This window comes from Kitasatospora cinereorecta (assembly GCF_024172095.1).
Lineage (GTDB): Bacteria > Actinomycetota > Actinomycetes > Streptomycetales > Streptomycetaceae > Kitasatospora > Kitasatospora cinereorecta.
On sequence record NZ_JAMZDX010000006.1, the window covers coordinates 115,979 to 135,856 of the forward strand.

Annotated in this window: 17 protein-coding genes; 5 read left to right on the top strand and 12 right to left on the bottom strand. The window is 73.7% G+C overall.

From position 1 onward, the window contains the following. Positions 1–24 precede the first annotated feature (24 nt). A complete protein-coding gene (locus tag FHR36_RS29815) occupies positions 25–627 on the top strand; it encodes a superoxide dismutase (protein ID WP_253802209.1) in 603 nt (200 codons plus the stop codon). A gap of 48 nt (positions 628–675) precedes the next feature. Here FHR36_RS29815 and FHR36_RS29820 read toward each other — a convergent pair whose 3' ends face one another. Both FHR36_RS29820 and FHR36_RS29825 read right to left on the bottom strand, forming a co-directional pair. After that, positions 676–1,350 (bottom strand): HAD family hydrolase, encoded by a 675-nt coding sequence (locus FHR36_RS29820; RefSeq protein WP_253802211.1) that lies wholly within the window; start codon positions 1,348–1,350, stop codon positions 676–678. A 51-nt stretch (positions 1,351–1,401) separates the two neighbouring features. Beyond that, a complete protein-coding gene (locus FHR36_RS29825) occupies positions 1,402–2,547 on the bottom strand; it encodes an acyl-CoA dehydrogenase family protein (protein WP_253802213.1) in 1,146 nt (381 codons plus the stop codon). A 65-nt stretch (positions 2,548–2,612) separates the two neighbouring features. Between FHR36_RS29825 and FHR36_RS29830 the strand changes: the two genes are divergently transcribed. Then, positions 2,613–3,236: a TetR family transcriptional regulator gene (locus FHR36_RS29830; RefSeq protein WP_253802215.1), complete on the top strand. Its 624-nt coding sequence runs from the start codon at positions 2,613–2,615 to the stop codon at positions 3,234–3,236. On the opposite strand, the gene FHR36_RS29835 is transcribed toward FHR36_RS29830, so the two are convergent. Continuing rightward, positions 3,196–4,242 carry a ScbA/BarX family gamma-butyrolactone biosynthesis protein gene (locus FHR36_RS29835; protein WP_253802217.1) on the bottom strand — a complete coding sequence of 349 codons (1,047 nt, stop codon included), beginning with the start codon at positions 4,240–4,242 and terminating at the stop codon, positions 3,196–3,198. The genes FHR36_RS29830 and FHR36_RS29835 overlap by 41 nt on opposite strands. Positions 4,243–4,369: 127 nt before the next feature. Here FHR36_RS29835 and FHR36_RS29840 point away from each other — a divergent pair, with 127 nt between their 5' ends. Continuing rightward, on the top strand, positions 4,370–4,996 hold the full coding sequence (locus FHR36_RS29840; protein WP_253802218.1) for a ScbR family autoregulator-binding transcription factor: 627 nt from the start codon (positions 4,370–4,372) through the stop codon (positions 4,994–4,996). Between the two features lie 114 nt (positions 4,997–5,110). Next, complete coding sequence (locus FHR36_RS29845; RefSeq protein ID WP_253802220.1) at positions 5,111–6,388, top strand: cation:proton antiporter; 1,278 nt, start codon at positions 5,111–5,113, stop codon at positions 6,386–6,388. Between the two features lie 14 nt (positions 6,389–6,402). Here FHR36_RS29845 and glgA read toward each other — a convergent pair whose 3' ends face one another. Continuing rightward, on the bottom strand, positions 6,403–7,593 hold the full coding sequence (gene glgA, locus FHR36_RS29850) for a glycogen synthase (protein WP_253802222.1): 1,191 nt from the start codon (positions 7,591–7,593) through the stop codon (positions 6,403–6,405). A gap of 56 nt (positions 7,594–7,649) precedes the next feature. Continuing rightward, positions 7,650–7,805, bottom strand: a complete 156-nt coding sequence (locus FHR36_RS29855) for a hypothetical protein (RefSeq protein WP_253802224.1) — start codon at positions 7,803–7,805, stop codon at positions 7,650–7,652. Between the two features lie 229 nt (positions 7,806–8,034). Here FHR36_RS29855 and FHR36_RS29860 point away from each other — a divergent pair, with 229 nt between their 5' ends. After that, entirely contained in the window at positions 8,035–9,390 is a 1,356-nt protein-coding gene (locus tag FHR36_RS29860) for a helix-turn-helix domain-containing protein (protein ID WP_253802226.1), read from the top strand. 69 nt (positions 9,391–9,459) lie between these two features. Here the strand turns inward: FHR36_RS29860 and FHR36_RS29865 are convergent, their stop codons facing one another. From FHR36_RS29865 to FHR36_RS29895, 7 genes are all read right to left on the bottom strand, one after another. Beyond that, positions 9,460–10,815, bottom strand: coding sequence for a phosphomannomutase/phosphoglucomutase (locus FHR36_RS29865; RefSeq protein WP_253802228.1), 1,356 nt, complete (start codon positions 10,813–10,815; stop codon positions 9,460–9,462). Further along, positions 10,805–13,027: a 1,4-alpha-glucan branching protein GlgB gene (gene glgB / locus FHR36_RS29870; RefSeq protein ID WP_407660868.1), complete on the bottom strand. Its 2,223-nt coding sequence runs from the start codon at positions 13,025–13,027 to the stop codon at positions 10,805–10,807. The genes FHR36_RS29865 and glgB overlap by 11 nt, the downstream gene beginning before the upstream one ends. 65 nt (positions 13,028–13,092) lie before the next feature. Then, the gene (locus FHR36_RS29875; protein WP_253802230.1) at positions 13,093–14,553 is read right to left on the bottom strand and encodes a maltokinase N-terminal cap-like domain-containing protein; all 1,461 of its coding nucleotides are present in this window, start codon (positions 14,551–14,553) and stop codon (positions 13,093–13,095) included. 1 nt (position 14,554) lies between these two features. Continuing rightward, a complete protein-coding gene (locus FHR36_RS29880) occupies positions 14,555–16,570 on the bottom strand; it encodes an alpha-1,4-glucan--maltose-1-phosphate maltosyltransferase (RefSeq protein WP_253802232.1) in 2,016 nt (671 codons plus the stop codon). A gap of 40 nt (positions 16,571–16,610) precedes the next feature. After that, on the bottom strand, positions 16,611–17,147 hold the full coding sequence (locus FHR36_RS29885) for a DJ-1/PfpI family protein (RefSeq protein WP_253803199.1): 537 nt from the start codon (positions 17,145–17,147) through the stop codon (positions 16,611–16,613). 53 nt (positions 17,148–17,200) lie between these two features. Further along, the gene (locus FHR36_RS29890; RefSeq protein ID WP_253802234.1) at positions 17,201–18,865 is read right to left on the bottom strand and encodes a thiamine pyrophosphate-binding protein; all 1,665 of its coding nucleotides are present in this window, start codon (positions 18,863–18,865) and stop codon (positions 17,201–17,203) included. A 92-nt stretch (positions 18,866–18,957) separates the two neighbouring features. Then, positions 18,958–19,794: a type 1 glutamine amidotransferase domain-containing protein gene (locus tag FHR36_RS29895; RefSeq protein WP_253802236.1), complete on the bottom strand. Its 837-nt coding sequence runs from the start codon at positions 19,792–19,794 to the stop codon at positions 18,958–18,960. Positions 19,795–19,878: the final 84 nt, after the last annotated feature.

The window sequence follows — 19,878 nt, forward strand, 5'->3', positions numbered from 1 at the left end:
TCTGCCGAAAGGGGCCGTGTCCTGATGGGCACCTACTCGCTGCCTGACCTGCCGTACGACTACTCCGCGCTGGAGCGCGCGATGTCGGCCGAGATCCTGGAGCTGCACCACTCCAAGCACCACGCCGCCTACGTCAAGGGCGCCAACGACACCCTCGACCAGCTCGCCGAGGCCCGCGACAAGGGCGAGTACGGCGGGCTGGTCGGCCTGCAGAAGACGCTCGGCTTCCACCTCTCCGGCCACGTGCTGCACTCGCTGTTCTGGCAGAACCTCTCGCCCGACGGCGGCGACCGCCCGGACGGCGACCTGGCCGACGCGATCACCGAGCACTTCGGCTCCTTCGACGCCTTCCGCCGCCAGCTCACCACCGCCACCGTCGGCGTCCAGGGCTCGGGCTGGGGGATCCTGTCCTGGGAACCGCTCGGCCGGCGGCTGATCGTCGAGCAGGTCTACGACCACCACGGCAACGTCGGCCAGGGCACCACCCCGCTGCTCGCCTTCGACGCCTGGGAGCACGCCTACTACCTGCAGTACCGCAACGTCCGCCCGGACTACGTCGAGCGGCTGTGGGACGTCGTCGACTGGCAGGACGTGGCGGCCCGCTTCACCGCCGCCACGTCCCGCTGACCCACCGTCGGGCCCGGTCGGGCCCGGTCGGGCTCGGCTCCCGGCGAGTCAGCCGCGGCCTGCCGGGAGCCGGTCCGCGCCGGGCAGCAGGGCGAGCAGCTCCGGGTCGGCGCCCACCACCACCGGCCGGCCCACCTCGGCCAGCATCGGGAGGTCGGAGACGTGGTCCCCGTACGCCCAGCAGTCCGCCGGGTCGAGGTCCGGGTGGGCGCCGAGCAGCGCCCGGACCGCCGCCCGCTTGGCCGCGCCGATCACCGGTTCACCGGTGAGCCCGCCGGTGTACCGGCCCCCGCGCACTTCGGGGCGGCTGCAGACCAGGTGCGCGGCCCCGACGTCCTCGGCGATCGGGTCCAGGATCGGGGCGAACGAGCCGGAGACCAGGGCGATCGCCGCGCCGTCGGCACGGTGCGCGGCCAGCGCCGCCCGGGTGGCCGGCAGGTAGAAGCCCGGCACCGCCGAACGCTCGGCGAACCATCGGCGGCCCGCCGCGGCCACCTCGGCCTCCACCTCGCCGGCCCAGGCCCGGTAGTACACCCGGTTGGACTGCTCCCGGGGCAGCCCGGCCGCCGCCCGGGCGGTCAGCTCCACCCAGAACCGGGCGGCCCGGCGGGCACCGGCCTCGCCGTGCCGGGCGGTCAGGTAGTGGGCGTGGAAGTCGAACATGCTCTTGAGGCCGATCAGCGTCTCGTCGACGTCGGCGAAGACCAGGCGGACGGGTGGCACGTGGGTTCCTCCCGGGGGTCGCGGGGGCGGGTTGGTGGCGCAGGGGCTGGGTCAGGCCCGGTGGGCGAGGGACCGGGCGTGGTCGGCGGCGGCCGGTTCCAGGCGCAGCGCGCCGTGGGAGGCGATCACGTGGATGTCACGCCAGCAGCGCTGCAGCTCGCCGGGGGCGGCGAGCACTCCGGTACCGGAGGTGCGCAGCAGCCGCTCGACGGCTCCGGTCAGCAGGTCGACGGCGACCGCCGCGTCCCGCCGGTTGCGGGCGACCGCCGCCGCGTCCACCGGCCCGGTGTCGGCCCGTTCGGCGGCGGCCCGCAGCAGCAGGGCGACCGCGTCGATCTCGGCGCCGGAGCGGGCCAGCGCCTCCCGGGCGGCGGCGGAGCCGTCGAGCAGGCCGGGTGCGGCGCGTTCGGTCCACGCCGCCAGCGCCCGGCTGGCGGCGCCGAGCGCCGGGGCGGCGAACAGCAGGCCGCCCGGCAGGTGGGCGGGCACGGCGTGGCAGCGGGCCGGGGCGGCAGGGTCGCCGCGCAGCAGGTCGGCGAAGGCGAAGGAGCGGTGGGCGGGGACCCGGGTCTCGGGCAGCACGACGGCGTGGCTGCCGGTGCCGCGCAGGCCGGTGCTGTCCCAGGTGTCCTCGATCCGGACGGCGTCCCGGGGCAGGGCGAAGACCCGGGCGCCGCGGTCGGGGGCGGCGGCGTCGGGTGCGGCGAGCAGGATCCATTCGGCGTGCTCGACCCCGCTGGCGAAGGACCAGCGGCCGTGGAGGAGCCAGCCGTCCCGGTCGGGGACGGCTTGTCCGGCGGGTGGCAGCACGGCGGCGGCGACCCGGATGTCCGGCGAGTCGCCCCAGAGTTCGCCCTGGCCGTCGGGCGGCAGGAAGGCGGCGAACCGGCCGTGCGCGGCCCAGAGCATCGCGCACCAGGCCGCCGAGGCGCAGCCCTCGGCCACCGTCGCGGTGGCGGTGAGGAGTTCGGCGAAGCCGCCCTGTGTGCCGCCCCAGCGGGCGGGCACGAAGTGGCGCGGGAATCCGGCCGCGGTCAGGGCGGTGACGGTGGCCGGGGCCAGCCGCCGGTCCCGGTCGGCCGCGTCGGCCCCGGTGGCTGCCGCTGCTCCGGCGGTGGCGGCGGTTGCGGCGCCGAGGGCGCCGCCGGTCCGTCCGGCCGCACTGCGTACCTGCTCGATCACTGCTCGGTCCCCCATCTGTAGAAAAACATCCTTCGCTGAAGTATTTTGTTGTCGACGCCCGCGCGGAGGCAGGAGAGCTGATGGGGAAGCAGGCCCGATCGCAGGTCACCTACCGCCGCATCCTGGAGGCGGCCGCCGTCGAGTTCGCCGGCAACGGCTACTCCGACACCAACCTCCAGGACGTGGCCGACCGCATGGAGCTCACCAAGGGCGCGGTGTACGGCCACTTCTCCTCGAAGCGGCAGCTGGCCGCCGCCCTGCTGGAGCGGCTCGACGCGGCGGCGGAGCAGCTGCCCGTCCCGCCCGCCCTCCCCGCCCTGGCCCGACTGCACGCCCTCACCTGCCGGTTCGCCGAACACGTCGAGGCGGACGTCCACCTGAACGCGGCGGTGCGGCTCACCCTGGAGACGGCCGGCTCCGCGCCGGACGTCCCCGGGCTGCTGCGGCTGCTCGGCACCCGGATCACGGACCTGGCCGAGCAGGCCGAACGCGGGGGCGAACTCGCCCCGGCGTTCGACGCCACTTCGGTGGCCGAGCTGGTCACCGCGCTGCTGGTCGGCGCGTACGTGGCCGCCCCGGCCGCCGACCGCCGCGGCTTGGCCGACCGGGTCCGGCTGATCTGGGACGCCCTGCTGCCGACCCTGCAACGGGCCGGGGCGGAGGTCAACCCGTCCGCAGCGGCGCCCAGTCCATCGTCGCGGTAGCGAACGAACGGTCCTCCTGGCAGGCCTCCACCACCATCCGCCGGGCGGGCCCGGGGCTCGACCCGGGGGCACCGTCGCGCAGCACCAGGGTGGTCGGCAGGTCGAGTTCGCCGAAGGCGTGGCACTCGACCTCCACCCGGGCCAGCGCGTACGGCCGGGTCGCCTCCGGGCCGTGCACCATCAGGTGGCCCAGCTGCCGGAAGCCCTCCAGTGCGGCCATCAGCGGAATGTGGTCGGTCGGGTGGTCGAAGAGGATGGCGTGGCCCGGGTCGAGCCCGAGCCGCCACTCGCCCGGCGCCTCCCCCGGCGCGAGGACGCTGTCCTTGGCGCGCAGTCGGCCCACCTCGCCCGGCGGCAGGCCGGGTTCGGCCGACGCCGGGCCGGTACCCGCGGAACCCGGGCTGCCCGCCGAACCCGCACGGCCGGCCGTACCCGGCCCGCCGCCTGGCCCACCGCCCGGGTCGGGCGCCGGGCCGCCGTCGGCCGCGGGGCGGCCGATCGGGCCGCGCAGCAGGCGGTAGCGGCGCTCGTCGGTGGCGAACAGCGAGAGGCCGCCCCGCCCACAGGGCACCCCGTCGACCAGCAGGACGGCGTCCAGCCGCAGGCCGTGGCGGTGCGGCGGGCGGTCGCCGGGGCGGCTGAGTTCGGCGTCGAGGACGACCGCCAGCGGCGCCGCTCCCACCCGCAACCGCTCGGGGTGGGTGATCCGGAAGTCCATGTGGGTGCCGACGAAGCGGTGCCCGAGCGGCACCCCGAGCCGACTGTGCGCGAGGTACACCAGCCCCTGACGAATCGTTTCTGCAAACAGCAGCGGATCGGCCAGACCGCTCGGGTCCGGGTGGTACAGCGCATGGTCGCGGGGCCACTGCGCGGCGACCAGGTAGCGGTCGCGGGACAGCTCCACCGCGTCCGTCACGAACACCTCGGCCACCGCCGCCCGGTGCACCAGGCGACGCGGTATGGGCTGCTCGAACTCCAACTCAGGGAACGGGACCTGCCGAACCATCTCTCCCCCTCCGTGCGGACGACGGGGCGTCCGCCCTTCTCGGCCATCGCCGAGAAATATACCTGCGCGAAGGTATACTTCAAGGAATTCACTCGGCCGTAACCCGGCCCTGGACGACGAGGACGCGATGGCCGACGAAGCCCCCAGACCCTCCGCCGCGCGGCGCCCGGCGGGCCGCGGCGAGCTCAAGCAGGAGCGGGCCGTGCAGACCAGGGCCCAGATCCTCCGGGCCGCCGCCGAGGCGTTCGCCGCCAAGGGCTTTCCGGCCGTGACGATCCTGGACATCGCCGAGCTGACCGGCATGACCAAGGGCGCGGTGTACTTCCACTTCGCCAACAAGGAGGCGCTGGCCGCAGCCGTCGCCGACGAGTTCTACCACCGGCTGCGCGGGCTCGCCGATGCCGTGACCGCCGAGGAGTTGCCGCCGCTCCCCCGGGTGACGACGTACCTGACCCGCACCGCGACCGCCTTCCGCGACGACGTGGTGATCCAGGCCGGCGCCCGGCTGCAGCTGGAGCGCTCGCTGATCGACTCGGCGCTGCCGCAGCCGTACCGGGACTACACCGCGCTGCTCGCCCGCTGGCTGGACGAGGCCGCCCGGGCCGGCGAACTGACCGCGGCCACGCCCGAGGCGTTCGCCCGGGTGCTGGTCGCCTCGCTGTTCGGCGCCCAGCACATCTCCTGGGTGCTCACCGACCGCGCCGACATCGCCGACCGGATCCAGGAGATCATCCAGGTGACGCTTCCCGGATAGCCCCGGCGCGGACTTTCCACAGTACGGCCCGGGTGGTGACGGTCCGTCGACAGCCCTGATGTGACGACCTAGATTTCAGGCTGTCAATCCTTAAGTAAATATCGGGGGCTGCAGATGTCCTTGGATCCCACCACCCGGCTCCTCCTCGCCCTCGCCGCCGTCCTGGCCCTCGGCCTCGGCGCCGCCCGGCTCGCCCGGCGGTTCGGCCAGCCGGCGGTGATCGGCGAGATCGCGATCGGGATCGCGCTCGGACCGTCCCTGCTCGGACGCGTCCTGCCCGACCTGCACCGACAGCTGTTCACCGGCGCGCCGCTGACCGTCCTCGGCGGGCTGGCCCAACTCGCCGTCTCCCTCTACGCCTTCGAGATCGGCGCGCAGCTCGCGGCCGAGACCCGGAGCCGCCGGGGCGCCGGGCACCGCTCGCCGCTGCCGCTGGCCGCGGTGTCGGTGGCGGTACCGGCCGCGGTCGGCCTCGCGCTCGCACCGTGGCTGGTCCGCTCGGACGGGGTCGGGCCGCACGGCTCGCCCGGCTCCTTCGCGGTCTTCCTGGCCGCCGCGCTCGGCGTCACCGCCGTGCCCGTGCTGGCCCGGATCCTGCACGACCGCGGACTGGACGGCACGCCCGAGGGCCGGCTCAGCCTGGCCGCCGCGGCCGTCGGCGACGGCGCCTGCTGGGCGCTGCTCGCGCTCGCCCTCTGGCTGGCCGGCACCCTGCCGGTCGGCCACCTGGCCCTGGCCCTGGCCGGCGTCGCGGGCGCCGGACTGCTCGCCCGCCGCCGCGCCCGTGCCGCGGCCGGCACCCGACCCGCGGCCCGCGTCGCGACCGGCGCCCGTCCCGGAGCCGCCCTGCTGCTCGGCGCGGTCTGCCTGGCCGCCGCGCTCTCCTCCACGCTCGGCCTGCACACGCTGTTCGGCGGCCTGGTGCTCGGACTGCTCTGGCCGCCCGCCGGCGGCCCGCACGGCGAGCTGCCGGCCACCGCCGCCACCGGGCTCACCACCCTGTCCACCGTGCTGTTGCCCTGCTTCTTCCTCGGCGCCGGCCAGCAGGTCGACCTCGGCGCCGAACTGGCCGACCCCGGCTTCCTCGCCCTGGTCGCGACGGTGCTCACCGCCTCGACCGCGGCCAAGGTCCTGCCCTGCGCCGTGGTCGGCCGGCGCGGCGGACTGCCCTGGCGGGACAGCCTGCGCCTCGGCGTCCTGATGAACACCAAGGGCCTGACCGAACTCGTCCTGCTCACCGCCGGCCAGCAGGCCGGCCTGATCAGCCCCCGGCTGTACGCGGCGTTGCTGGTGGTCGCGGTCGCCGCCACCGTGCTGGCCGGGCCCGCGCTCCTGCTGCTGCGCGAGCGGCCGCGGGCCGCGGCGGAGCCGGTGCTCACCCCGGCGGGCTGAGCACCGGGCACCGGTCAGCGGGCGGCCAGCACCGTGTCGTAGACGTCCAGGGTGCGCTCGGCGACCCGGTCCCAGGAGAACTCCCGGACCGCCCGCTCCCGCCCGGCCAGGCCGAACTTCTCGGCCGTCCCCGGGGACTCCAGCAGCTCGTTGACGGCTGCGGCGAGGCCACGGGCCAGGGCGGCCGGGTCAGCCGGCTCGCCGGTGGCGTCGTCGCGCTGGGCGTACGGCACCAGCAGGCCGGTGCGGCCGTCCTCGACCACCTCGGGGATGCCGCCGACCGCAGTGGCCACCACGGCGGTCTCGCAGGCCATCGCCTCCAGGTTGACGATGCCCATCGGCTCGTACAGCGAGGGGCAGACGAACACCGCCGCATGACTGAGGAGCTGACGCACGCTCAGCGGATCGAGCATGCCGTCGATCCGGACCACGCCGCTGCGCCGCCGGATCAGGTCGGCCACCAGGGTGTCCACCTCGGCGGCGATCTCGGGGGTGTCCGGCTGCCCGCAGCACAGCACCAGCTGGGCCTCCGGGCGGAGGTCGAAGGCCGCCCGGAGCAGGTGCGGCAGGCCCTTCTGGCGGGTGACCCGGCCGACGAACAGCACGATCGGCCGGTCCGGGTCGAGGCCGAAGCGCTCCAGCACCGCGGGTGAGCGGTCGGGCCGGTAGGCATCGGTGTCGATGCCGTTGTGGATCACGTGGACGCGCTCGGGCGCGATCTCCGGGTAGACCGCGAGCACGTCCTCGCGCATCGCCCGGGAGACCGCGATGACGGCGTCCGCGGACAGGGCGGCGGTGCGCTCCAGCCAGGAGGAGAGCGCGTAGCCGCCGCCGAGCTGCTCGGCCTTCCACGGCCGCAGCGGTTCCAGGCTGTGCGCGGTCATCACGTGCGGGATGCCGTGCAGCACCCCGGCGACCTGGCCGGCGCCGTTGGCGTACCAGGTGTGGCTGTGCACCAGGTCGGCGCCGGCGCACTCGGCCGCGGCCTCCAGGCCGGCGCCGAGGAAGCCGAGGGCGGGGTTGGCGCCGCGCAGCGCCTCGGGGACGGCGTGGGCGCGGGTGCCCTCCTCGTGGCGGGGCGCACCGAAGCAGTGGACGTTCACCTCGGCCAGGCGGCGCAGGGCCCGGGTGAGCTCGGTGGCGTGGACGCCGGCGCCGCCGTACACCTCGGGCGGGTACTCCCTGGTCAGGATGGAGACGCGCATGGCGGATCCCTTCTGGTCCGGGCTGGTGCGCGGGTTCCGGGTGGTCCGGGCGCGGGTCAGCAGCAGCCGCCGGCGCCGGAGTCGCCGGCGACGGCCACCGGGACGGCCTTGACCGGCGCGGTGGAGTGGCCGACGCCCAGCGGGCCGACGGCCAGGGCGAGACCGGTCACGGCGAGCACGGCTGCGAGGCGGGCGATCAGGCTCTTGGACATGGCGGTGCCTTCCTGGGCGGGCCCTGCACGGGCCGCATCGAGTTGACACACAGAGTCAATCCGGCTTGACAGCCTCTGTCAATGCACCGGCCGCAGGGAACCCCCGATGCCCCGCACAACGTCAGGTCGGTCCGAAAACAGTCGAGAACGAAGGCATCGACGGCTTCTTGGCGGCCTGTGGACGATCCTGTAAAAAGGGGAGTCAAATGGCCCCTCGGAGGTGGACAGCGTGGACCAGACGCAGAGCGGGACGGGTGGAATCGGTCAGCGCCTGCGCGAGCTGCGGCTCAAGCGCGGGCTCAACCAACAGGACCTCGCCTCCGAGGACATCTCGGTCAGCTACGTCTCCCTGATCGAGACCGGCAAGCGGGCCCCGTCCGAGGCCGTGCTGAAGAGCCTCGCCGAACGGGTCGGCTGCTCGGTGGAGTACCTGCGCACCGGGCACGACGACGCCACCGTCAAGGAGCTCGAGCTCAAGGTGGCCTTCGGCGACATGGCGCTGCGCAACGGCTCCAACGGGGAGGCGCTGCAGTCCTACAGCGAGGCACTGGCCTCGGCGCCGCTGCTCAGCGACGCGATGGTCCACCGGGCCCGGCTCGGCCAGGCACTGGCGTTCGAGAAGCTGGGCCGGCTGGAGGCCGCGATCCAGCTGCTCACCACGCTCTTCGAGGACCCGGTCACGGTGGCCGGCTCGGCGCAGTGGGCGCAGCTCGCGGTGGCGCTGTGCCGCTGCTACCGGGAGTCCGGCGACCACATCATGAGCGTCGAGGTGGGCGAGCGGGCGATGCGCAAGCTCGACTCGCTCGGCCTGGACGTCACCGACGACCACATCCAGCTCGGCGCCACCCTGATCGACTGCTACCGCGAGCGCGGCGACCTGGGCCAGGCCAACCTGGTCGCGGCCCGGCTGCTGGTGGTCGCCGAGCAGACCGGCTCGCGGGTCGCCCGCGGCTCGGTGTACTGGAACGCCGCGCTGGTCGCCAAGTCGCGCGGGCGGGTGGACGAGGCGCTCGGTCTCACCGAGCGGGCGCTGATGATGATGGCCGAGACCGACAACGTCCGGCACCTGGCCCTGCTCAAGGGCGTGTACGGGCGGCTCATCCTGGAGTCGGACTCCCCCGACCTGGAGCGGGCGCGCACCCTGCTGGACGAGTCCCAGCTCGGGCTGCTGGAGGCCGGCACCGCCGCCGAGCAGGCCTGGAGCGAGACCAGCCTGGCCCAGCTGGCCATCCAGCTGCGGCAGTTCGACGAGGCGGCGGCGCACGCCAACCGGGCACTCGGGCTGCTGCGGGCCGAGCCGCGGTTCGACGCCGCCAAGGCGCGGGTGCTGCTGGCGGAGGCCCAGTTCCTGGGCGGGGACCCGGAGAGCGGCGGCGCCACGCTGCGCGCGGTCGAGCGGCAGCTCGGCCAGCTCGCGGCCAACCGCGGCTCGGCGGAGGTCTGGCGGCAGGTCGGCGACCTCTGGCAGCGGTTCGGCCGGCCGGACGAGGCGATGAGCGCCTACCAGCGGGCGCTGACCAGCGTCGGTCTGCGGGCGCTGCCCACCACGGCCGAGGCGCCCTCGCCGCGGCAGGTCAACCAGTAGCCATTGGCGGCTTCATGGGCGGACGGTCCGGTCCCGGAGGGGGGGTGTCCCCGGGGCCGGACCGCCGGTTCAGGAGCCGGCGACGATCCGCAGCACCCGGTCGCGGAGGTCGTCGAGGCGGCCGCCGTCGGGCGCCTCGGCGTTCAGCCGCAGCACCGGCTCGGTGTTGGAGGCGCGCAGGTTGAACCAGGCGCCGTCGGCGAAGGTGGCGGTCAGGCCGTCCAGCCGGTCCAGGACGGCGCCGTCGCCGAGCGAGCGCTCCACCTCGGCCAGGGCGGCGGCCGGGTCGGCGACCTCCAGGTTGGTCTCCTCGGCGGTGGCGTACCGGGTGAAGTCGGCGACCAGCTTGGACAGCGGCCGGTCGGCGGCGGACAGTTCGGCCAGGATGTGCAGCGCGGCCAGCATGCCGGTGTCGGCGAACCAGAAGTCGCGGAAGTAGTAGTGCCCGGAGTGCTCGCCGCCGAAGACCGCCCGGTGCTCGGCCATCAGCGCCTTGACGAAGGAGTGGCCGACCCGGGAGCGGACCGGCACGCCGCCGCTCTCCTCGATCACCTCGATCGCGGACCGGGAGGTGATCAGGTTGTGCACCACCCGGGCCCCCGGCTCGCCGGCCAGCAGCCGGGCGGCGACCAGCGCGATCACCGAGGAGGCCGGCACCGCCTCGCCGCGCTCGTCCACCGCGAAGCAGCGGTCGGCGTCCCCGTCGAAGGCCAGGCCCAGGTCGGCGCCCTCCGCCCGGACCCGCGCCTTCAGGTCCGCGACGTTGGCCGGCTTCATCGGGTCGGCCTCGTGGTTCGGGAAGCTGCCGTCGAGCTCGAAGTACATCGGGACGACGTCGAGCAGCGGGTGGTCCAGCACCAGCGGTACGGTCAGCCCGGCCATGCCGTTGCCCGCGTCCACCACCACCTTCAGCGGCCGCAGCCCGGAGAGGTCGACCAGCGAGCGCAGATGGGCGGCGTACTCGTCGAGCAGGCTCTCGGCGCGCCGGGTCCCCGGGGCGGGGTCGGTAGCGACCGGCGCCGGGTCGACCAGGGCGGCCCGGATCCGTTCCAGGCCGCTGCCCTCGCCGATCGGCACGGCCCCGGCCCGGCACAGCTTGATCCCGTTGTACGCGGCCGGGTTGTGGCTGGCGGTGAACATCGCGCCGGGCACGCCGAGCCGCCCGGAGACGAAGTACAGGTAGTCGGTGGAGCCGAGGCCGGCGTCCAGGACGTCCACGCCCTGGTCCAGCACGCCGCGGGTGAAGGCCGCGGCCAGGGCCGGCGAGGAGTCGCGCATGTCGTGGGCGACCGCGATCTCGGCGGCCCCGGTCAGTTCGGTGAAGGCGGCGCCGATCCGGTACGCGGCGGCCTCGTCCAGCTCCTGCGGTACCAGGCCGCGGATGTCGTAGGCCTTGACCAGGCGGCGGGCGAGTTCAGGCTCCATGATGCTCCTCGGGTGTCAGCCAGATGGTGGCCAGCGGGGGAAGGGTCAGCCGGGCGCTGTGGTCCTGTCCGTGCCACGGGACCGGTTCGGCCGTGGGGCGGCGGGTCGCGGCGGCGGCGTCGCTGCCGCCGTAGCGGGCGTCGTCGGTGTCCAGCACGGTCCGCCAGCGGCCGGGCAGCGGCAGCCCGATCCGCTGGTCGTGGCGGACGACCGGGGAGAAGTTGCAGAGTGCGACCAGTGGAGAGCCGTCGGCGGCGAACCGGATGAAGGAGAACACGTTGTCGTCGGCGGCGTTGCCGTCGAGCCAGGTGAAGCCGTCGGGGGTGGTGTCCTGTTCGTACAGGGCGGGGGTGGCGCGGTAGGTGTGGTTGAGGTCGGCGACGAGGTCCTGGACGCCGCGGTGTTCGGCGGCGGCGGGCCACTCGTCGGCGAGGACCCACCACTGCGGGCCGTGTTCGTGGTCCCACTCCGCGCCCTGCGCGAACTCCTGCCCCATGAAGAGGAGTTGCTTGCCCGGATGCGCCCACATGAAGCCCAGGTACGCGCGGTGGTTGGCCCGCTGCTGCCACCAGTCGCCCGGCATCTTCGCCGCCAGCGACCGCTTCCCGTGCACCACCTCGTCGTGCGAGATCGGCAGGATGTAGTTCTCCGAGTACGCGTACACCATCGAGAACGTCATCTCGTGGTGGTGGTACCTGCGGTGCACCGGCTCCTTGCCCATGTACACCAGCGAGTCGTGCATCCAGCCCATGTTCCACTTCAACCCGAAGCCGAGCCCCCCGGCATCGGTCGGCCGGGTCACCCCGTCCCACGCCGTCGACTCCTCCGCCACCGTCACCACCCCCGGGCAGCGCCGGTACACGGTCGCGTTCATCTCCTGCAGGAACGACGCCGCGTCCCAGTTCTCCCGACCCCCGTGCCGGTTCGGCGTCCACGCACCGTCCTCACGCGAGTAGTCCAGGTAGAGCATGGAGGCCACCGCGTCCACCCGCAGACCGTCGACGTGGAACTCCTCGCACCAGTACACCGCGTTCGCGACCAGGAAGTTCCGCACCTCCGTGCGCCCGTAGTCGAACTCCAGCGTCCCCCAGTCCGGATGCTCCGCCCGCAAAGGATCCGCCGGCTCGTACAACGGCTCACCGTCGAACCGGGCCAACGCGAAATCGTCCTTCGGGAAGTGCGCCGGCACCCAGTCCACGATCACCCCCACCCCGGCCCGGTGCAGCGCGTCCACCAGATACCGGAAATCGTCCGGCGAACCCAACCGGGCCGTCGGCGCGTAGAACCCCGACACCTGGTAGCCCCACGAACCACCGAACGGGTGCTCCATCACCGGCATGAACTCCACATGCGTGAAGCCCATCCCGGTCAGATAGCCGGGCAGCACCTCCGCGATCTCCCGGTACGTGGCCAGATCCGGCCGCCACGACGGCAGATGGATCTCGTACACCGACATCGGCGCCCGGTGGTGCACCGCCCCCGCCCGCGCCGCCATCCACGCCCCGTCACCCCACTCGAAGCCGGAGGTGTGCACCACCGACGCGGTCGCCGGCGGGCACTGCGCCGCGCGGGCCAGCGGGTCGGCCTTCTCCAACACCCAGCCCTGCCGGGTCCGGATCTGGAACTTGTACGTCGCACCGTCCGCCAGGTCCGGGACGAACAGCTCCCACACCCCCGACGAGCCGAGCGAGCGCATCGGATGCCCGGTGCCGTCCCAGTGGTTGAAGTCACCGATCACCCGCACCCCGACCGCGTTCGGCGCCCACACCGCGAACGACACCCCCGCCACGCCCTCGACCGTGCGCACATGCGCACCCAGCGCCGTCCACAACCGCTCGTGCCGGCCCTCCGCGATCAGATGCAGATCCAACTCCCCCAACGTCGGAGCCATCCGGTACCCGTCCTCCTGCACCAGCGGCTCACCCCCCGGATACGACACCCGCAACCGGTACGAGGGCAGTTGGGTGATCGGGAGCAGGGCGGTGAACAGACCGCCCGCGCCGGGCACCAGTGCGACCTCGCCGAGCGGGGTCTGCAGCACCACGCTCTCCGCGCAGGGCCGCAGCACCCGGACGGCCACGCCCTCCTCGACCGGGTGCGCGCCGAGGACGGCGTGCGGGTCGTGGTGGGTGCCGGCGAGCAGCCGTTCGGCGTCGTCGGGCGGCGGCGGGGCCTCGGGGAGCAGAAGCGGGGCCGTCAGCTGCACGGTCACGGGAGTGGCGTCCTCTCGGGTCTTCGAGTCTTCGGGCGTTCGGATGGGACTCGTGGGTGGGCGGCTCAGCGGCCGGCGGCCAACCGCTGGATCGCGCCCAACGGGATGAACCGCTTGTCGGGGCGGTAGCGGGTCTCGTACACGGCCTCGTAGACGGCCTTGTCGGTCTCGAAGGCGCGCAGCACCGCCGGGTGGCAGTAGGGGTCGACCGGGCCGCCGGCGGCGTAGCCGGCGATGAAGGCGCGGCGGCCGCGCAGCGACCAGGCCCGGGCGCGGCGGGTGTGGTGGAGCCGGTCGGCGGGGTCGAGGAGTTCGCCGTCCTCGGTGAGGAGGGTGGCGAGGGCGTGTTCGGCGGCGTACTCGAAGGAGCGCAGCATGCCGGCGACGTCGCGCAGGACGGGTTGCGGGCGGCCCTGGTCGTCGGCGGCGCCGCCGGGTTCGCCCTCGAAGTCGATGACCTTCCAGCCGGTCTGGGTGCGCAGGACCTGGCCGAGGTGGAGGTCGCCGTGGATCCGCTGGCCGTCGAGGCCGCGGCCCTGGGAGGCGGCGCGGGCGAAGTCCCGGTAGATCTCGGTGATCCGCTCGGTGTGCGGGACGAGTTCGGGGACCCGGCAGGCGGCGTCGCGCAGCCGGTCGTCGAGCTGGTCGACGATGCCGCAGATCTGCTTCTCGGTCAGGTAGCGGCGGGGGAAGGTCTCGGCGAGCAGGCGGTGAGTGCGGGCGACGGACTCGCCCATGGCGTAGGCGTCGGCGCTGAACCCGCCGAGGCCGGCGGTGCCCTCGTGGCCGCGCAGGCTGTCGGTGGCGTGCTGGACGGCGAGGTCCCAGCCGTCGCCGTCGGCGGGCAGGAACTCCTGGAGCACGCCGAGCACGTAGTCGCCGACGGCGAGACGGCCGAGCAGGCGCGGGGTGCTGATGCTGCCGGCGGCGGTGAGGGCGGTGAGCACCTCGGCCTCCGGGTGGGGGCCGGGCTGCGGTTGGCGGAACAGTTTGAGCATCAGCCGGTTGCCGAACACCACGGCGCTGTTGGTCTGTTCGGCCTTCAGCGGGCGCGGGGTGAGGCCGCCGGGGACGGAGCCGGGACGTGTCAGGGCGAGGCGGGGTGCGCCGGGGCGGGCGGTCTGGGCGCGCTCCAGCAGCAGGGACATCAGCTCGGGGTCCTCGGTGGCCTCGTAGATCCACCAGCCGTCCCAGCGGCCGCCGACCGCCCGGCCGACCACCGCCGCGTTCAGGCGCGGGGTGAGTCGGGGGCGCAGGCCCAGCAGCAGCTGGTAGCGGCGGGCGGCGCCGGAGGTGTGGACGGCGGTGAGCAGGGCGTGGACCAGGACGGCTTCGCCGCCGGGCTGTTCCAGCACGGTGTCGGTGATCGGGGCGAGGTCCTGCAGGCAGCCGCTCTCGTGGGTGAACCAGCGGCGGGTGACGAGCCAGGGCAGCAGCGCGGGTAGCAGCGGGCGGAGCAGCTCGTCACCCCGCAGGGCCTGCCCGGGTTCGGTGGCCAGGCAGGACTCGCAGACGGCGGTGGGCATTTCAGATGTCCTGACGCAGGGTGAGCAGGTGGGCGGGGGCGACGGCCGGGTCGAGCCGGACGTAGTTGTACCGGCCCCAGAGGTAGAGCTCGCCGGTCAGCTCGTCCCGGACCTTGGTGTCCTCGGGCAGGTCGAGGGTGACGGTGGCTTCCTGGGGGTGGTGCGGGTCGAGGTTGACCACCGTGACGACCTGGTCCTCGAGGCCGTCCTCGGTGCGGGCGGTCTTGGAGAAGGCGAGGATCTGCGGGTTGTCGGTGGCGTGGAACCGCAGGTCGCGCAGCTGCTGGAGGGCGGGGTGGCGGCGGCGGAGCCGGTTGATCGCGGTGAGCAGCGGGGCGAGGGTGTCGGTGCGGGTCCAGTCGCGGGGGCGCAGTTCGTACTTCTCCGAGTCGAGGTACTCCTCCGAGCCCGGGTGGGTCGGCTGGTTCTCGCAGTGTTCGTAGCCGGCGTAGATGCCGTAGCTGGGCGAGAGGGTGGCGGCGAGGACGGCGCGCAGGGCGAAGGCGGCGGGGCCGCCGGTCTGGAGCTGTTCGGGGAGGATGTCGGGGGTGGTGGGGAAGAAGTTGGGGCGCATCCAGGCGGCGGCGTCGCCGGTGAGTTCGGTGAGGTATTCGGTGAGTTCGGCCTTGTCGTTGCGCCAGGTGAAGTAGGTGTAGGACTGGTGGAAGCCGATCTTGCCGAGGGTGTGCATCATCGCGGGCCGGGTGAACGCCTCGGCGAGGAAGATGACGTCGGGGTCGGTGCGGGCGATGTCGGCGAGCACCCGTTCCCAGAAGTTGACCGGCTTGGTGTGCGGGTTGTCGACGCGGAAGATCCGCACCCCGTGGGACATCCAGTACCGCAGGATCCGCACGGTCTCCTTGACGATGCCGTCGAAGTCCTGGTCGAAGTTGACCGGGTAGATGTCCTGGTACTTCTTCGGCGGGTTCTCCGCGTACGCGATGGTGCCGTCCGGGCGGTGGGTGAACCACTCGGGGTGCTTGTTCACCCACGGGTGGTCCGGGGAGCACTGCAGGGCGAAGTCGAGGGCGACCTCCAGGCCCAGCGCGCCGGCCTCGGCGACGAAGTGGTCGAAGTCCTCGATGGTGCCCAGGTCCGGGTGGACGGCGTCGTGCCCGCCCTCCGGCGAGCCGATCGCCCACGGCGAGCCGACGTCGTACGGGCCGGCGGTCAGGCTGTTGTTCGGGCCCTTGCGGAAGGCGCGGCCGATCGGGTGGATCGGCGGCAGGTAGACCACGTCGAAGCCCATCGCCGCGACCGCGGGCAGCCTCTCCGCGGCGGTGCGCAGGGTGCCGGAGATCGGCGGCGCGACCCCGGACGGGTCCACCACCGCCCCCTCCGACCGCGGGAAGAACTCGTACCACGCCCCGAACAGCGCCCGCTTCCGGCTGACCACCAGCTCGAACTCCTGCGAGTTGCTGACCAGTTCGCGCAGCGGGTAGCGGTCGAGAACGGCGGTGATGCGAGGGCGGCGGGCGAGCAGCAGCCGCTCCAGCGGGGGGCGGGTCAGGTCGCGGAGCGCGGCAGCGGTGCCGAGCAGGACGCTGCGGCCGCGGCCCTGCGGGACGCCCTCGGCGGCCCGCTCCAGCAGTTCGGCGCCCTCGATCAGGGTGACCTCGACGTCGACGCCGGCCGGGATCTTGACCGCGGCGGTGCGCTGCCAGCAGGTCACCGGGTCGCTCCAGGCCTCGACCGTGTAGGTCCAGCGGCCGGGCACGGTCGGGGTGATCTCGGCGGTCCAGCGGTCGGTGCCGGGGGCCTGCTCGCGCATCGGCGTCCACGGTCCGCGGCGGCCGGCCGGGCCGCGCAGCACCACGTTGGCGGCGACCGCCTCCCGGCCCTCGCGGAACACGGTGGCGGAGACCTCGAAGGTCTCGCCCTCGACCGCCTTGGCGGGCCGGCGGCCGCCGTCGACGGCCGGTCTGACGTCGAGCACCGGGATCCGCCCGACCGGCTCCGGCCGATGGCGGACAGCTGAGGCGGCACGGGGGGACAACACGGCGGTACGGGCGGACATGGCGGGACTCCTCTCGGTGGCGGGACGCGCGGGGAGGGGATCAGCGGTGGCCGATCCGGTCGATGATGGTGCGGGCGAAGAGGTGGCAGTGGTTGCCGGTGCGGGCGGTCACCAGGTCGTCGTCGACCACCACGTCGCGGTCGACGAAGACGCCGCCCATGTTCCGCAGGTCGCCCAGCAGGTTGTTGTGGACGACGGCCTGCCGGCCGCGGATCACCGAGGGGATCGGGGCGGCCAGCCACATGCCGTGGCAGATGATCCCCTTGACGATCGCCGGGTCGGCGAAGGCGCGGCGCAGGAACACCGCGGCGGGTGGCAGCTCGTCGACGTCCTCGGTGTAGCGCAGCCGGTCGGCGACGATCCCGGAGGGGACGATCACCGCCGCGTACTGGCGCAGTCCGAACTCGTCGACGTCCTCGAAGGACTCGCTGACCTCGAAGGGCATGCCGTGCTCGTGGCCGCGGAAGACCAGCCGGTCGTTGCCCCACAGCCGGGTGAGGAAGTGGACGGTGCCGCCCTCCTCGGCGAACCGGCGCTGGTAGTAGAGGATCTCGGGCTCGTAGAAGTCGCTCTCCATCAGCACGGCGATCTTCCGGCCGGCCAGCCGGTTGCCGTGCTCGGTCGCGGTGCTCACCGGCCCACCACCAGGTCGATCAGGAACGGTCCGCCGCTCGCCAGCGCCTCGGCGATCGCGGGGGCGACCTGGTCGGGCTTGTCGACCCGGACGGCGGGGACGCCGAGCGAGCGGGAGAGTGCGGCGAAGTCGATCTCCGGGCGGGTCAGGTCGAACAGCTCGGGGAAGGCGTGCGGCTCGATGCCCTGGGTGCCCCAGTACTGGGCGATGTTGTCGTCCAGCAGCTTGTAGCGGCCGTTGTTGCAGATGACGAAGACGGCGCCGATGTCGTAGCGGGCGGCGGTCCACAGGGCCTGGATGGTGTACATCGAGCCGCCGTCGCCGGTGAAGCCGACCACGGTCTTCCCGGGGTGGGCCAGCTTGGCGCCGAGCGCTCCGGGGATGCCGACGCCGAGCGAGCCGCCGCGGGTCTGGAACCACTCCCCCGGGGTGTTCGGCGGCAGGTGGCGGAAGAGGCCGGGCGAGCAGGTCAGCGCCTCGTCGAAGAGGATCGCGTCGGTGGGCAGCTGCGCGGCGAGTTCGCGGCCGAAGTCGGCGGCGGTGAGCGCGCCGGCGGCCTCGCGGGCGTCGCGCTCGTCGGCCTCGGTGCGGGCGGCGGCCTTCTCGGCGCCCCAGGTGCGCAGCCGGTCGGCGGCCCGGCGGTGCTGCTCGGGGGTCAGCCGGGCGTCGAGGGCGGCGGCGATCCGGCCGAGCGACTGGCGGGGGTCGGCGAGGATGCCGAGGTCGACCGGGAAGTTCTTGGCGATGGCGCCGCTGTCGAGGTCGACGTGGACGACCGGCGCGCCGGGGGCGAACACCCCGTCCAGGGCCGGGAAGACCTCCGGCAGGGCGTAGGTGCCGACGATCAGCACCGCGTCGGCGGCCGCGGTGACCCGGCTGCTCGTGGTGCCGAACATGTGGCCCAGCTGGCCGCGGTAGGCGGGGTGGTCGGCGGGCAGGTTGACCTCGGCCCAGTCCGCGCCCCACACCTCGGCGCCCCACACCTCGGCGAGGCGGGCCAGTTCGGCCTGGGCGCCGGAGAAGTGCACGCCGTCGCCGACGATCAGCAGCGGCCGTTCGGCGCCGGCCAGCAGGTCGGCGGCGCGCTCGACGGTCTCCGGGGCGGGGACGGCCGCGGTCTCCAGGTAGGAGGTGGGGACGGCCGGCTCGTCGGTCTCGGCGTCCAGCACGTCGGCCGGCAGCACCACCATCACCGGGCCGTACGGCGGGGTGGCGGCGACCTTGAAGGCGCGGCGCAGCACCCGCAGGGTGGAGCGCGGGTCGACCACCCGGGTCGCCCACTTGGTGACCGGCTCGGCCATGGCGACCAGGTCGGCGGCCATCTGGGCCTCCATGGCGTCGTACGCCAGCCCGGACTCGCCGACCAGCACGACCAGCGGGGCGTGGCCGCGCTTGGCCTGGTACAGCATGCCGATGCCGTTGCCGAGGCCGACGCCGGAGTGCAGTTGGAGCACCGCCGGCCGGCGGGTGGCGCGGGCGTAGCCGTCGGCCAGGCCGACCACGGCGGCCTCCTGGAGCGCCAGCACGTACTCGATCTCGGGGAAGTTGCGGAGCTCGTCCAGGAATCCCTGCTCGACCGTGCCGGGGTTGCCGAACATGTGGGTGACGCCGTCGGCCTTGAACTGTTCGAGCATCGCCACCCGTGCGGGCCTGCTGGCCATGCCTGTGCCTCCTCGTGTGCGCTGGGGGTGTGGTTCCGGGTGCGGGGGGAGCAGGGCGGGCGCCCGCCCTGCTCCGGTGCGCTGTCGCCTGATCAGGCCTTGAAGCCCCACTGGCGCAGCCCGTGCTCCAGCACCTCGACCAGCTTCTGGCCGGTGAGGTAGGAGTCCGGGGTGGACCGCCCGGTGATGAACGGGTAGTCGACGATCACCGAGGTCTCCTTGCCGAAGTTGCCGTGGAAGGCGCCCTCGGGGAGGGTGGCGTCGCGGAGGATGTACTCCAGCGGGTACGGCGGCGGGCCGATCACGAAGTCGGTGCCCATGAAGCCGGTGCCGTCCTTGTAGTCGTACTCGATGCAGTGCCCGGTGACGTGCTTGTTGCGCAGGATGCTGACCCGGTCGTCCTGCTCGCGGGCGAAGGCGAGCGCAGCGACGCCGTAGCACTCGGCGGCGATCGGCAGGTCCAGGTCGTGGAAGGCCAGGATCAGGTCGTGGATCCGCCAGTTGTTGGCGAGGTCGACGATCGGACCGCTGCCGCCGACGATCAGCAGGGCGTCGTAGCGCTCGGCGATCTGCGCCCGGACCTGCTCGCGGCGGGTGTTGTAGCCCTCCCAGGCGCGCAGGAAGTCGCTGCGGCTGCGGTACGGGCGGTCCGGCAGCCAGGAGGCCAGGTCCAGCGGGTCGTCCAGCCGGCTGGAGCGGTCCAGGACCTTGACCTTCTCGGCCATCTCGGTGCTGGTCACCGAGCGGCCCAGCGGCGGGTCGATGTACTCGGGGTCCATGCTCGGCGGCAGGGCCGCGGGGCGCTTGCCGGTCGGGGTCGCGAAGGTGACCTCGTAGCCGGCCCGGTCGAAGGTCTCCAGCGGCCCGACCAGCTCCTCACCCCAGTAGCCGTACTCGGAGAGCACGATGAGGATTCGCTTCTTCGCCATCGGCGATGTTCTCCTTCGATTGCCTTGCGAATTCCCGCCGGAAGTCGGCGGCAGTACTGTCTAACAGTCGCCGCGGAATTCGCA

Excerpts from the sequence above, each read along its gene's own strand:
- FHR36_RS29815 (WP_253802209.1), top strand. The coding sequence starts at position 25 with ATGGGCACCTACTCGCTGCCTGACCTGCCGTACGACTACTCCGCGCTG.
- FHR36_RS29825 (WP_253802213.1), bottom strand. The coding sequence starts at position 2,547 with ATGGGGGACCGAGCAGTGATCGAGCAGGTACGCAGTGCGGCCGGACGG.
- FHR36_RS29830 (WP_253802215.1), top strand. The coding sequence starts at position 2,613 with ATGGGGAAGCAGGCCCGATCGCAGGTCACCTACCGCCGCATCCTGGAG.
- FHR36_RS29835 (WP_253802217.1), bottom strand. The coding sequence starts at position 4,242 with ATGGTTCGGCAGGTCCCGTTCCCTGAGTTGGAGTTCGAGCAGCCCATA.
- FHR36_RS29840 (WP_253802218.1), top strand. The coding sequence starts at position 4,370 with ATGGCCGACGAAGCCCCCAGACCCTCCGCCGCGCGGCGCCCGGCGGGC.
- FHR36_RS29845 (WP_253802220.1), top strand. The coding sequence starts at position 5,111 with ATGTCCTTGGATCCCACCACCCGGCTCCTCCTCGCCCTCGCCGCCGTC.
- glgA (WP_253802222.1), bottom strand. The coding sequence starts at position 7,593 with ATGCGCGTCTCCATCCTGACCAGGGAGTACCCGCCCGAGGTGTACGGC.
- FHR36_RS29855 (WP_253802224.1), bottom strand. The coding sequence starts at position 7,805 with ATGTCCAAGAGCCTGATCGCCCGCCTCGCAGCCGTGCTCGCCGTGACC.
- FHR36_RS29865 (WP_253802228.1), bottom strand. The coding sequence starts at position 10,815 with ATGGAGCCTGAACTCGCCCGCCGCCTGGTCAAGGCCTACGACATCCGC.
- FHR36_RS29875 (WP_253802230.1), bottom strand. The coding sequence starts at position 14,553 with ATGCCCACCGCCGTCTGCGAGTCCTGCCTGGCCACCGAACCCGGGCAG.
- FHR36_RS29880 (WP_253802232.1), bottom strand. The coding sequence starts at position 16,570 with ATGTCCGCCCGTACCGCCGTGTTGTCCCCCCGTGCCGCCTCAGCTGTC.
- FHR36_RS29885 (WP_253803199.1), bottom strand. The coding sequence starts at position 17,147 with ATGGAGAGCGACTTCTACGAGCCCGAGATCCTCTACTACCAGCGCCGG.
- FHR36_RS29890 (WP_253802234.1), bottom strand. The coding sequence starts at position 18,865 with ATGGCCAGCAGGCCCGCACGGGTGGCGATGCTCGAACAGTTCAAGGCC.
- FHR36_RS29895 (WP_253802236.1), bottom strand. The coding sequence starts at position 19,794 with ATGGCGAAGAAGCGAATCCTCATCGTGCTCTCCGAGTACGGCTACTGG.